The following is a 13,008-nucleotide window of genomic DNA, read 5'->3' as shown; positions in this document are numbered from 1 at the left end:
TCTAGTCATCGGTCCTCGTGGCCATTTCCCTGCACCCAGACGCCGCGCGCCGTCCGATGTTTCCAACCAGCATCGGGAGGCACACTATGGCCCAGCCATCGCAGGAACACATTGAGGCACTCAAGGCGCAGTTGCGCGGGCGCCTGCTGCAGCCGGACGACAGCGGCTACGACGAAGCGCGCCGCATCTGGAACGCGATGATCGACCGCCGTCCGCCACTGATCGTGCAGGCCGCGGGTGCTGCCGACGTGATCGCCGCGGTCAACTTCGCGCGCGACCATGGCGTGCTGCTGTCGATACGCGGCGGCGGCCACAATATCGGCGGGCTGGCGATCTGCGAGGACGGCATGGTGCTGGATCTGTCGCAGATGAAATCCGTGCGCATCGATCCCCACGCGCAACGCGGCTATGTGGAGCCCGGCGCCACGCTGCGCGATTTCGACCATGAGGCGCAGGCCTTTGGCCTCGCCACGCCACTGGGCATCAACTCCACCACCGGCGTGGCCGGGCTGACGCTCGGCGGCGGCTTCGGCTGGCTCAGCCGCAAGTTCGGTACCACCGTCGACAACCTGGTATCGGCACAGGTCGTGACCGCCGACGGCAAGCTGGTGCGCGCCAGCGCCGACGAGAACGCCGACCTGTTCTGGGCGCTGCGCGGCGGCGGCGGCAACTTCGGCGTGGTGACGATGTTCGAGTTCCGGCTGCACCTGGTCGGCCCCGAGATCTATGGCGGGCTGATCGTCTATCCGCTGGAACAGGCCGCCGCGGTGTTGCCGGCCTACCGTGAACTGTTCAAGTCGATGCCTGACGAGCTGACCGTCTGGGTAGTGCTGCGCCAGGCGCCGCCGCTGCCGTTCCTGCCGCCCGAGACGCACGGCAAGCCGGTCGCGGCACTGGCGATCTGCTATATCGGCCCGCCTGACAAAGGCCCCGAACTGGTCGAGCCGTTGCGCAAGCTCGGCACGCCCTATGGCGAGCATCTCGGCCCGATGCCGCTCACGGCATGGCAGCAGGCCTTCGATCCGTTGCTGACACCGGGCGCTCGCAACTACTGGAAATCGCACAACTTCGCCGGGTTGGACGACGGCCTGATCACGATGCTGATCGAACAGATCGGCAAGCTGCCCTCGCCGCAATGCGAGGTCTTTATCGGCGCCATGGGCGGGCAGACCAACCGCGTCGCGCCCGATGCGACCGCCTATGCCAGCCGCGATGCCAACTTCATCATGAACCTGCACGGGCGCTGGGACGCGCCCGCTGACGACGACAAGTGCATCAGCTGGGCCCGTGAAGTGTTCCGCGCGGCAGCGCCCTTCGCGCTGGGCAGCGTCTATGTGAACTTCCTGACGCAGGAAGAAACCGACCGCATCGGCGCGGCCTACGGGCCCAACTACGACCGGCTGGTCGAGGTGAAGCGGCGCTATGACCCGGGCAACCTGTTCCGCCACAACCACAACATCAATCCGGCGGCGTAACTGGCGTAATCTGCAGGGACAGGCAGGAAGGCGGGGCAGGGCGGGTGGCCTGCCCCGCTTTCACGCGGCTGCAATACCGGCATGCGAGTATCGGCGCGACCGCGTTGTATCCACAGGGAGAGCAGATCAGATGAGACCGGGCGAAGCAGAGTTGGTGCGGCGCATCCACAACGAGGTGGCCGACTACTACGACGAAGAGATCGAACTGGAACTGGACGACCGCGAAGCCAGCGAGGCCTTCGGCGATCCGGTGCACCTGGACGACGAGGCCGAGCAGGACAGCCGCCGCCACTATTTCCGCGAGCTGTTCCGCCTGCAGGGCGAACTGGTGCGGCTGCAGAGCTGGGTGGCAGCCACCGGACACAAGATCGTCATCATCTTCGAAGGACGCGACGCCGCCGGCAAGGGCGGCGTGATCAAGCGCATCACGCAGCGCCTGAACCCGCGCGTCTGCCGCGTGGCGGCGCTGCCAGCGCCCAACAACCGCGAACGCACCCAGTGGTACTTCCAGCGCTACGTGGCACACTTGCCCGCCGCCGGCGAGATCGTGCTGTTCGACCGCAGCTGGTACAACCGCGCCGGCGTCGAGCGCGTGATGGGCTTCTGCTCCGACGACCAGTACGAGGAGTTCTTCCGCTCAGTGCCCGAGTTCGAAAGGATGCTGGTGCGCTCCGGCATCCAGGTGATCAAGTACTGGTTCTCGATCACGCACGACGAACAGCGCCTGCGCTTCCTCAGCCGCATCCACGATCCGCTCAAGCAGTGGAAGCTGAGCCCGATGGACCTGGAATCGCAGCGCCGCTGGGAGGACTACACCAAGGCCAAGGAAATCATGCTCGAGCGCACGCATATTGCCGAGGCGCCGTGGTGGGTGGTGCAGGCCGACGACAAGAAGCGCGCACGGCTGAACTGCATCCATCACCTGCTGAGCCAGGTGCCCTATGCGGAAGTGGAGGCGCCCAGCGTGGTGCTGCCGGGGCGCGAACGGCATGAGGACTATGTGCGGCAACCGGTGCCGAAGGAGATGATCGTTCCGGATGTGTATTGAGGGAACAGCCCTAGGGTTTGCACGGGTGCGCCATCGTCCCCCTGGGGTAGGCGGCTACCTATAATGAAAACAGCCACCTGTAAATCCAAGGGTGGCCGTTATCGTGGAACTGCTAGTTTTTTGGGCGGCCATGGTTGCTGCCTACCTCCTGATGAAGCGTGCCGGCTGCTTCAGCCAGCCGGTGCTTTATCCCGATTTCGACCATCCTTTCCGTTACTGGTGGGCGCATCGGCTGGGGTGCCCGCTGCCACCGCCGACTTTGCCCGATCACAGGCAACAAAAAACCCGGAGAGCGTGATGCTGTCCGGGTCTGCTTGTGTGGGCGATGCCCTGGAATTCTGTGGTGCCGAAGAGAGGAATCGAACCCCCGACCTTCTCATTACGAATGAGCTGCTCTACCGACTGAGCTACTTCGGCAACATGTTCCGGTGAACTGGAACAGCCCGCAATAGTAGCAGCGTTTTTCCGCCTTGTGAACCCCTTTGTGTCGCCCGTGCCATCCGGCCGGGGCCGAAAGAAAACGGGGCGCCACCTGGGCGCCCCGTCCTGTTGCCGCTCGGCCGGAATCAGGCCTTGTCTTCGGCTTCCAGGTGGTAGCGGGTGACGCGTTCCACTTCGTTCTTGGAGCCCAGGATCACGGAGACGCGCTGGTGCAGTTTTTCGGGCTGCACGTCCATGATGCGCTGGTGGCCGTTGGTGGCGGCGCCGCCGGCCTGTTCAACCAGCATGGCCATCGGGTTGGCTTCGTACATCAGGCGCAGCTTGCCGGGTTTTTCCGGCTCGCGCTTGTCCCACGGGTACATGAAGACGCCGCCGCGGGTCAGGATGCGGTGCACGTCGGCGACCATCGAGGCGACCCAGCGCATGTTGAAGTTCTTGCCGCGCGGGCCTTCTTCGCCGGCCAGGCATTCGTCGATATAGCGGCGCACGGGCGGGGCCCAGTGGCGCATGTTCGACATGTTGATGGCGAATTCCTTGGTGTCGTCCGGGATCGTCACATTGGAGTGCGTCAGCACGAAGCTGCCTGCCTCGCGGTCGAGCGTGAACATGTGCACGCCGTTGCCGACGGTCAGCACCAGGGTGGTCTGCGGGCCGTAGACAGCGTAGCCGGCGGCGACCTGGTGGGTGCCGGGCTGCATGAAGTCGGCCTCGGTCACGGTCTGGCCCGGCTTGGGCATGTGCAGCACCGAGAAGATGGTGCCGATCGAGACGTTGACGTCAATGTTCGACGAGCCGTCCAGCGGGTCGAACATCAGCAGGTATTCGCCCTTCGGGTAGCGGTTGGGAATCTCGTAGAACGATTCCATTTCTTCCGACGCCATCGCGGCGAGGTGGCCGCCCCATTCGTTGGCGTCGAGCAGCACTTCATTGGCGATCACGTCCAGCTTCTGCTGGGTTTCGCCCTGGACATTGCCGGTGCCGGCCGAGCCCAGCACGCCGGCGAGGGCGCCCTTGCTGACAGCGTTGGAAATGGCCTTGCAGGCGCGCGCGACCACTTCGATCAGCAGCCGCAGTTCGGGCTGGATCGTGTTGTGCTTGCGCTGCTCCTCGACCAGGTAGCGGGTGAGGCTGATGCGAGTCATGGTTGGTTCTCCTTGGATGGCCGCAATTCTACATGCCCGGCCGCGCTTGGCCGGGCAAAGGGGGCGTTGGCGGGCCTCCTTGTGTCGTTCCCGCCGCTCAGGCGGCCAGCGCCTTGCCCACGATCTCGCGCACGTCGCGCGACAGCGTGCTGCTGGCGGCGACGCGTTCCAGTTCGGCGCGCATGCGGTCGCGCAGCGCCAGTTCGTACTTCTGCCAGCGGTCCATCACCCGCGCCAGGCGCGCCGCCACTTGCGGGTTGATGGCGTCGAGCGCCAGCACCTGGTCGGCCCAGAAGCGGTAGCCCGAGCCGTCCTGGGCGTGGAACTGGGCCGGGTTGCCGGAGCAGAAGCTGAAGATCAGCGAACGCGCGCGGTTGGGGTTGCGCAGGTTGAAGGCGGGGTGCTCCATCAGCGCGAGCACGGTGTCGATGGTGCGCTTGCCGGCGTGCGGGCCGACGTCACCGCGCTGCATGCCTTGCAGCGAGAACCATTTGTCGATCACCAGCGGGTCGTCCTCGAAGCGCTCGTAGAAGTCCGCCAGCGCGTGCTCGCGGCCGGGGGCGAAGCTGTTGACCAGCGCCGACAGCGCGGCGAAGCGGTCGGTCATGTTGTCGGCGTTCTGGTACTGCTGCTCGGCCAGCGCCTGCATCGCGGCATCGCCGCCGTCGGCCAGGTAGCCGAGCGCCAGGTTGCGCAGTGCGCGCCTGGCGGCGGAGGTGGCATCGGGCGAGTAGGCGCCCGGCGTGGCGTTGCCCTCGTAGGCGGCGAGCCAGTCGGCCTGCAGCGCGCGCGCCAGGCCTTCGCGCATGAACTGGCGGGCGCGGTGGATGGCGGCGGGATCGGCCACGCCCATGCGCTCGGCCAGGTAGGCCTCGGCGGGCAGCACCAGCGCCTGTTCGCGGAAGGCGGGGTTGAGCGTGTCGTCGGTGAGCACGGCGCGCATGGCCTGCACCAGCGCGGGATCGAGCTTGAGCTCGCGCCCGGCCTGGACCTCGGCCACCAGCTGCAGCAGCGCGCGCGTGGCCAGGCGCTGGCCGGCTTCCCAGCGGTTGAAGGCATCGCTGTCGTGCGACAGCTGGAAGGTCAGCTGCGCGTCGGTGTACTCGGCATCGACGATCACCGGCGCCGAGAAGTTGCGCAGCAGCGAGGGCAGCGGGGCACTGGCGCCGCGCGGCAGGTTGATGAAGCGGAAGCTCTGCTCGGCCTGCGTGAAGTCGAGCACGCGCGTGGTCGCGCCGGGCGTGCTTTCGCCTTCGAGCTGCAGCGACAGGTCCTTGCCGTCTGCGCCAAGCAGTCCGAGCGCGAACGGGATATGGAAGGGCTGCTTCTCGGGCGTGCCGGCGCGGGTCTCGATGCCGACCTTGGGGCAGCGCTGCGACAGCGTCAGGGTCAGGCTGCCGTCGTCGCCGTTCCAGTCCGTGCGCGCCGTCACCACCGGGGTGCCGGCCTGGCTGTACCACAGGCCGAACTGCGTCAGGTCGCGGCCGTTGGCATCGGCCATGGCCGCGCGAAAGTCGTCGCAGGTGACAGCCTGGCCGTCATGGCGCTGGAAGTACAGGTCCATGCCCTTGCGGAAGCCCTCGCGGCCGAGCAGGGTCTGGTACATGCGCACGACTTCGGCGCCTTTCTCGTACACGGTGACCGTGTAGAAGTTGTTGATCTCTTCGTAGCTGTCGGGGCGCACCGGGTGCGCCATCGGGCCGGCGTCCTCGGGGAACTGCACCTGGCGCAGCACGCGCACGTCCTCGATGCGCTTGACCGCGCGGCCGGATTCCGAGCCCATCATGTCGGCCGAGAACTCCTGGTCGCGGAACACCGTCAGGCCTTCCTTGAGCGAAAGCTGGAACCAGTCGCGGCAGGTCACGCGGTTGCCGGTCCAGTTGTGGAAGTACTCGTGGCCGACTACCGCCTCGATATTGGCGAAGTCGGTGTCGGTGGCGGTCTGCGCGTTGGCCAGCACGTACTTGGTGTTGAAGATGTTCAGGCCCTTGTTCTCCATCGCGCCCATGTTGAAGTCGCCCACGGCGACGATCATGAAGCGGTCCAGGTCCAGTTCCAGCCCGAAGCGGCGCTCGTCCCAGCGGATCGAATGGATCAGCGAATCCATGGCGTGGCGGGTCTTGTCGAGGTCGCGCGCCTCGACCCAGACCTGCAGCAGCTTGTCCTTGCCGGAGGCGGACTGGATCCGTTCCTCGATGCATTCGAGCTTGCCCGCGACCAGCGCGAACAGGTAGGCCGGCTTGCGGAACGGGTCTTCCCATACGGCTTCATGGCGGCCGTCGGGCAGTTCGCGCTGGCCCACCAGGTTGCCGTTGGACAGCAGCACCGGATAGGCGGCGCGGTCGGCGCGCAGCGTGACGCGGTAGGTCGCCATCACGTCGGGGCGGTCCAGGAAGTAGGTGATGCGGCGGAAGCCCTCGGCTTCGCACTGGGTGAAGAAGTTGCCGTTGGACACATACAGGCCCGACAGCGTGGTATTGGCCGCGGGCTGGCAAGCGGTGGTGATCTCCAGCGTGCCCTGCGCCGGCAGGCCGGGGATGGTCAGCGTGCCGGCATCCTGGGTCGCGTCGGCGACCGGCTTGCCGTCCAGGCTGACGCCGATCAGTTCGAGTTCCTCGCCGGCCAGCACCAGCGGTGCGTCGGGCGCGCCGGCCTGGCGCGCGAAGCGCAGCGTGCTGGTGACCACGGTGCGCTGGGGATCGAGGTCCAGCACCAGTTCGGCGTGGTCGATGGCGAACGGCGGCGGGGTATAGTCTTTGCGATAGACGGTAACGGGCGTGTCGGTGCGCAGCATGGAAAGATCCTGTCTTCGGAAGACCGTTAGGAAAGGGGGCGGGCCATGCGCGCGGCAGCGAAGCATGGCGCTGAAGTCCTCATTGTAGCCAAGGGGTCGGGGCGCGGCCCGGCGCGGCACGGCATCGGCAAGCTGCGGGGAATTCCGCGCCGGCGGCGTGGTCTCAGAGACACGTGGGTATTCAGAGGAAAGCGAGGTAGCACTATGTGGCAGCGCGCAGGCGGTGTCGGCAATGCGGGAGCGGCAGGCGCGTGGCCGGGGCCGCGCGGGTGGTGGGGGGCGATGGCGTTGCTGGCGGCGCTGCTGCTGTCGGGGTGCGCCAGCACCGTGGTGACCGATGTCACGGCGTTCCGCCAGCCCGGCTGGCAGAACGATGCGCCGCGCACCTACAGCTTCGAGCGCAGCGCCGAGCAGGCGGCGCAGCTGGACCGCCAGACCTATGAGCAGTGGCTGGCCACGGCGCTGGCGGGGATCGGCTTCGAGCAGGTGCCGGCGAAACAGGCGCGCTATCGCGTCAGCATGGATTTCGATGCCGCGCCCGGCATCGTGCGCGTGGCCGAGACCGTCTACCCGGACCCGTGGTACGGCCCGTGGGGCCCGTACTGGGGGCCTGGCTACTACCGCCCGTACGGGCCCTGGGGTCCGTGGGGCCCATGGGGCCCGGGCTACTGGCCGCCGCAGACCGTGGTGCGCGACATTTCGGTGACGTTCTCCAGCCTGCGGGTGTATTTCAGGGATGCGGCCAGCGGCAAGCGGGTCTACCAGGTCACCGCGCAGAACCAGACCGAGAACGGCAGCCTGCCTGCGGTCATGCCCTACCTGATCCGCAGCGCCTTTACCGACTTCCCGGCCGAGAGCGGCCGTCCGCGCCGGGTGACGCTCGAGGTCGAGAAGAACGCAAAGTAGGGCCGCCGGGGCCGGCCGCGCGGTCCCGGCCAGACGATGCGTGCGGATGCATGCACGGGCATGCCTCTGCACCTGTATTGCATACGCAATGGTAAAAGCTGTTTAACTGGAATAATCCACCCAAAAAGCGGCCTGCAGGCGGGCTCTGGTGGTACTTTGCGCGGACACGTGGGCTAGAATGGTTGCTCGATTTTTCCGGCCTGTCTGCCGGGATCGCCAGTATCGCTGCCAGGCGTTGTCCTTCGCTGCCGGCCCGTATCCTGAGATTTCTCGATCGGGGCTGAGCCGGATCTTGGCGGGGAGAGGGGCGCTTCCGCTCCGGGCCATTTTCCGGACGAGCCAATGAGCAGCAAGAATAGCGGTGATGCACCGCAACATGCCCCGAACAGTCCTGAAGCGCAATTGCGCCTCGCCGCGCTGGAATACCATCGCAGCCCCACCAAGGGAAAGATCCAGGTAACCGCGACCAAGGCGCTGTCCAACCAGCGCGACCTGTCGCTGGCCTATTCGCCGGGCGTGGCCTATGCCTGCGAGGAAATCGCCAAGGATCCCGCCACCGCCGCCGAGTACACCTCGCGCGCCAACCTGGTGGCCGTGGTCACCAACGGCACCGCCGTGCTGGGCCTGGGCGATATCGGCCCGCTGGCCGGCAAGCCGGTGATGGAGGGCAAGGGCTGCCTGTTCAAGAAGTTCGCCGGCATCGATGTGTTCGACATCGAGCTCGACGCGCGCGACCCGGACAAGATCGTCGAGATCGTTGCCGCGCTCGAGCCCACGCTGGGCGGCGTGAACCTGGAAGACATCAAGGCGCCGGAGTGCTTCTACATCGAGCAGAAGCTGCGCGAGCGCATGAACATCCCCGTCTTCCACGACGACCAGCACGGCACCGCCATCATTTCTACCGCGGCGCTGCTCAATGGCCTGAAGGTGGTCGGCAAGGACGTGGCCAAGGTGAAGCTGGCCGTGTCCGGCGCCGGCGCGGCTGCCATTGCCTGCCTGGACACCATGGTCAGCCTCGGCGTGAAGCGCGAGAACATCTCGGTGGTGGACTCCAAGGGCGTGATCTATGTTGGCCGCGACGCCAACATGGAAGCCAACAAGGCGCGCTACGCGCAGGACACGTCGGCGCGCACGCTGGCTGACATCGTCAAGGACGCCGACGTCTTCCTGGGTTGCTCGACCGCCGGCGTGCTGACCGCCGAGATGGTCAAGACCATGGCCGACAAGCCCATCATCCTGGCGCTGGCCAACCCCGAGCCGGAAATCCGCCCGGAAGTGGCCAAGGCCGCGCGCCCGGACTGCATCATCGCCACTGGCCGTTCGGACTACCCGAATCAGGTCAACAACGTGCTGTGCTTCCCGTACATCTTCCGCGGCGCGCTGGATTGCGGCGCGACCAAGATCACGGAAGCGATGAAGCTGGCCTGCGTCAAGGCCATCGCCGAGCTGGCCGAGGCCGAACTCAACGACGCCGTTGCCGCCGCCTACGGCGGCCGCGAGCTGAAGTTCGGCCCGGACTACATCATCCCGACGCCGTTCGACCAGCGCCTGATCGAGAAGATCGCGCCGGCGGTGGCCAAGGCCGCGGAAGAATCCGGCGTGGCCACGCGCCCGATCAAGGATCTCGAGGCGTATCGCCAGCAGCTGTCCACCTATGTCTATCACACCGGCCTGATCATGAAGCCGGTATTCTCGGCCGCCAAGGCTGCGCCCAAGCGCGTTGCCTACGCCGAGGGCGAGGAAGAGCGCGTGCTGCGTGCCGTGCAGACCGTGGTCGACGAAGGGCTGGCCCGCCCCACCCTGATCGGCCGCCCGCACGTGATCCAGATGCGCATCGAGAAGGCCGGCCTGCGCCTCAAGGCCGGGGTGGACTTCGATCTGGTCAATCCGGAAGAAGACCCGCGCTATCGCGCCTACCACGAGGCCTACCACGCGCTGCGCGGCCGCGACGGCGTGACGCCGGACATGGCCAAGGTGGCACTGCGCCGCTCCAACACGCTGATCGGCGCCATGCTGATGCATATGGGCGATGCCGATGCGCTGCTGTGCGGCACGGTGGGCCGCTTCGAGGCACACCTCGAGCACGTGCGCGACGTGATCGGCCTGGCGCCGGGCGCCAAGGTGTTCGCCGCGATGAACGCGCTGATGCTGGAAAAGCATACGCTGTTCATCACCGACACCTTCGTCAACGACGATCCCACCGCCGATGAACTGGCCGCGATCACGCAACTGGCCGCTGAGGAAATCGCGCGTTTCGGCCTCGTTCCCAAGGTCGCGCTGATGTCGCACTCGATGTTCGGCTCCTCTACCCGTCCGTCGGCGCGCAAGATGCGCGAGGCCGCGGGGATCCTTGCCAAGGTGGCTCCGCACCTGGAAGTGGAAGGCGAGATGCAGGGCGACGCTGCCCTGGACGAAGACGTGCGCCGCCACTTCCTGCCGTCGACCAAGCTGGCCGGCAGCGCCAACCTGCTGGTGATGCCGACGCTGGACGCCGCCAATATCGCCTTCAACCTGCTCAAGATCACGGGCGGTCAGGGCGTCACGGTGGGCCCGATCCTGCTGGGCGCGGCCAAGCCGGTGCACATCCTGAACCCGCAAGCCACTACGCGCCGCATCGTCAACATGACGGCCGTGGCCGTGGCGGAGAGCAACGCGGTGCGCTGATGTCCTGACGGGCGTGAGCCAATGCAAAAAGCCGGGTCTGGTGACCCGGCTTTTTCTTTGATGCTGCCCCGCGGCAAGCGCGCACGGCGCGTTGCGGGATCGGTGGCTATTGCAGCACGTTGTACTGCTCGCGCATCACGACAATGATCGACTTGGCCGCGGCGAGCTGCGTGCCCAGGTTGTCGACGGATTCTTGCGGGAAATCGACCTCGGCGCTCCAGTTGCATCCGGTATGGTCAGGCTGGTGCATTCGCACCGCGTGCAGTTCGCATTCGCCGCACTCGGGGTTGTTGTCGAGGCACTGGTTCAGGATGGCCATCAGTTCGGAACGGGTCTTCGGGTATCGCCGCATGAATCACCTCTCTCAATGTCGTTTTTGAGGTCCGGATCACCAATCTAGGAAGCGTCAAAGAGCGCTTCCAATTGAATCCACCTATGAAATACCGGCTTCCGATCCATACTGCCCGACGGCATGGGATGGCGCGGCGCAGCATTCTGGCGCCTAATTTCGGCGCAGTGTGATGTCAACGCGGCAATGAAAAAGCCCGCCGGAAGGGCGGGCTCCAGGACTGCCGATGAGACGGTTACGTCATCAGAACTTGTGACGCATGCCCACGCCGAAGGTATCGCCGTGCTCGATGCCGGTGATCTTGTCGTAGTAGTAGGCGGCGTAGACGTCGGTGCGCTTGGACAGGTTGTAGTCGTAGGCGACGGCAAACGTGTTGCGCTTGAAGTCACCGATCGCGTTCTCGGTCTTGCCATAGGCGTAGGACGCCAGTACGCTGCCGGCACCGACCGGCACCGAGGCCCCGACCTGACCGTTGGTGTGCTTGATGTCGCCGCTGGCGGCCGTGCTGGCCTTGGTCTTGATGTACTGGCCCTGGGCGAACAGCTTGACCACCTTCAAGTCGTATGTGATGCCGCCCAGCACAGCGTCCTGGCGGCTCAGGCCTGCTACCGACAGGTCGTCCGGAACCGCGTTGAAGCGGACCTGCTGGAACGCGACGGTCGCGGCGAACGGCCCGTTGAAGTACATCAGGTTGCCGCCCCATTTGTTCTGGCCCGCGGCACCTGCCTTCTCGCCTGCCGAGTAGATCAGGTTCGCGCTCAGGCCGCCGAAGTTCGGGGTGGAGTACAGCACCGAGTTGCTCCAGCCCGAGTCGCCGATGATGCCCGGATCCACCACGCCGTTGCTGGCCGCACCGAAGTAGGTGTGGAAGATGGTCGGCGAGAACACGTACGAGTCGACCAGCGGGTTGAACAGGATGGTCGAGATGAAGTACGGGGTGGTGTTGCGGCCCAGCTTCAACGTACCCAGCTTGTCATTCTGCAGGCCGACGTACGCGTTGCGGCTGAACATCGAGTCGCCGGTGAAGCGGCCGCTGTTGCCGCTGTCCGTGCGGAAGAACCCGTTCAGGTCGAAGATGGCCTTGGTGCCGCCGCCCAGGTCTTCGGTGCCCTTGATGCCCCAGTAGGACGTCTGCATACCGCCCGAGTTGGCCACCCATGCGCGCTCGCCCGAACCCGGGCTCTTGACGCCGCCGATGAACATGTCAGCCTGGCCGTACAGCGTGACGCTGGACTGGGCCATGGCCGCACCGGAAAAAAGGGTAGCCGCTACTGCCGCCAGCTTTAGTGCCGGCTTGTACTGCTTCTGCATTGTTAGACCTCCGTGGTTTTTGATCCTGCTTGGAACGTTGTGTACTGGGTCCCTGTCGGGTTCTTCTAATGTCTTGGTGCTTTTATTCGTGCCGCCTGGCTTGGCTCGGTGAGGGGTGGTGCATGGGTGCCGGCGGCATCGGGTACAGCGTTTTTTGTTATACAGGTGACGCTTTTTTGCTCAGGCGGATACTAAGTCGTCAAGCCGGAACTGCGCAATGCGATGGATCTGGTTGATGCAAGTTTGCAACTCTTGCTGCGGCGTGTTTTCCAGTCGGCGCGCGAACTCCGCGATGATCCCGTGGCGGTCGTAGCCGCGCACGGCCAGGATGAACGGGAAGCCGAACTTCTGGTTGTAGGCCGCGTTGAGCGACTGCAGGCGGTCGAACTCCTCGGGCGTGCACAGGTTCAGGCCGGCGCCGCTTTGTTCGCGCGTGGATTCGGCGGTCAGCTCGCCGCGCACGGCGGCCTTGCCGGCCAGCTCCGGGTGGGCGCGCACCAGCTTGAGCTGGGCCGCCTCGCCCGCTTCATCGACCGCCTTGCGCAGTGCCTGCGCCAGCGCTGCGCCGTCGGCGAAGGGCCGCTGCGCGGCTGCGGTCTCGGCAAACCACGGCGAGTGTTCGTAGATGCCGCCCAGCACCTGCACGAACTCCGCGACAGGCATGGTGTTGAGTTGGGCGATGGTGCAGGTCTGGCTCATGCTTGGTTCCGGGGGGTGTAGGGGTGGGTATCGGCCCAGTGGCGGGCGATGTCGACACGGCGGCAGATCCACACCTTGTCGTGTCCCTGCACATAGTCGAGGAAGCGCTGCAGCGCGCGGAAGCGGCCCGGGCGGCCGAGCAGGCGGCAGTGCATGCCGATCGACAGCATCTTGGGGCT

9 protein-coding genes, 1 tRNA gene and 1 pseudogene are annotated in these 13,008 nt (G+C 66.0%); 4 read left to right on the top strand and 7 right to left on the bottom strand.

All coding sequences use genetic code 11. The features are described 5' to 3' along the window. Nucleotides 1-86: 86 nt before the first annotated feature. Together AC3WRI_RS18895 and ppk2 are read left to right on the top strand one after the other, a co-directional pair. On the top strand, nucleotides 87-1,475 hold the full coding sequence (locus AC3WRI_RS18895) for an FAD-binding oxidoreductase (protein WP_492293781.1): 1,389 nt from the start codon (nucleotides 87-89) through the stop codon (nucleotides 1,473-1,475). Nucleotides 1,476-1,605: 130 nt separating this feature from the next. Then, entirely contained in the window at nucleotides 1,606-2,523 is a 918-nt protein-coding gene (gene ppk2, locus AC3WRI_RS18890) for a polyphosphate kinase 2 (protein WP_492293779.1), read from the top strand. 341 nt (nucleotides 2,524-2,864) lie between these two features. Here the strand turns inward: ppk2 and AC3WRI_RS18885 are convergent. The 3 genes from AC3WRI_RS18885 to pepN form a co-directional block, all read right to left on the bottom strand. After that, nucleotides 2,865-2,940: transfer RNA gene (locus AC3WRI_RS18885), tRNA-Thr, on the bottom strand. Nucleotides 2,941-3,089: 149 nt separating this feature from the next. Beyond that, a complete protein-coding gene (locus tag AC3WRI_RS18880; RefSeq protein ID WP_011614834.1) occupies nucleotides 3,090-4,106 on the bottom strand; it encodes a class 1 fructose-bisphosphatase in 1,017 nt (338 codons plus the stop codon). A gap of 97 nt (nucleotides 4,107-4,203) precedes the next feature. Beyond that, nucleotides 4,204-6,900 carry an aminopeptidase N gene (pepN, locus tag AC3WRI_RS18875; RefSeq protein ID WP_492293778.1) on the bottom strand — a complete coding sequence of 899 codons (2,697 nt, stop codon included), beginning with the start codon at nucleotides 6,898-6,900 and terminating at the stop codon, nucleotides 4,204-4,206. A 282-nt stretch (nucleotides 6,901-7,182) separates the two neighbouring features. Here pepN and AC3WRI_RS18870 point away from each other — a divergent pair, with 282 nt between their 5' ends. Next, nucleotides 7,183-7,806, top strand: a complete 624-nt coding sequence (locus AC3WRI_RS18870) for a DUF4136 domain-containing protein (RefSeq protein ID WP_010809180.1) — start codon at nucleotides 7,183-7,185, stop codon at nucleotides 7,804-7,806. Between the two features lie 342 nt (nucleotides 7,807-8,148). Further along, nucleotides 8,149-10,470, top strand: a complete 2,322-nt coding sequence (locus AC3WRI_RS18865) for an NADP-dependent malic enzyme (RefSeq protein ID WP_010809179.1) — start codon at nucleotides 8,149-8,151, stop codon at nucleotides 10,468-10,470. A 106-nt stretch (nucleotides 10,471-10,576) separates the two neighbouring features. On the opposite strand, the gene AC3WRI_RS18860 is transcribed toward AC3WRI_RS18865, so the two are convergent. The 4 genes and pseudogenes from AC3WRI_RS18860 to AC3WRI_RS18845 form a co-directional block, all read right to left on the bottom strand. Further along, nucleotides 10,577-10,822, bottom strand: coding sequence for a hypothetical protein (locus AC3WRI_RS18860; RefSeq protein WP_010809178.1), 246 nt, complete (start codon nucleotides 10,820-10,822; stop codon nucleotides 10,577-10,579). Between the two features lie 240 nt (nucleotides 10,823-11,062). Continuing rightward, entirely contained in the window at nucleotides 11,063-12,130 is a 1,068-nt protein-coding gene (locus AC3WRI_RS18855) for a porin (protein WP_492293777.1), read from the bottom strand. 180 nt (nucleotides 12,131-12,310) lie between these two features. Next, nucleotides 12,311-12,829 carry a 2-oxo-4-hydroxy-4-carboxy-5-ureidoimidazoline decarboxylase gene (uraD, locus tag AC3WRI_RS18850; protein ID WP_010809176.1) on the bottom strand — a complete coding sequence of 173 codons (519 nt, stop codon included), beginning with the start codon at nucleotides 12,827-12,829 and terminating at the stop codon, nucleotides 12,311-12,313. Then, nucleotides 12,826-13,008: pseudogene (locus tag AC3WRI_RS18845) on the bottom strand (allantoinase); the annotation flags it as partial. The gene uraD and the pseudogene AC3WRI_RS18845, both read right to left, overlap by 4 nt.

This window comes from Cupriavidus sp. FW305-27, assembly GCF_058787995.1.
This window is presented reverse-complemented; position numbering and strand designations above follow the sequence as displayed.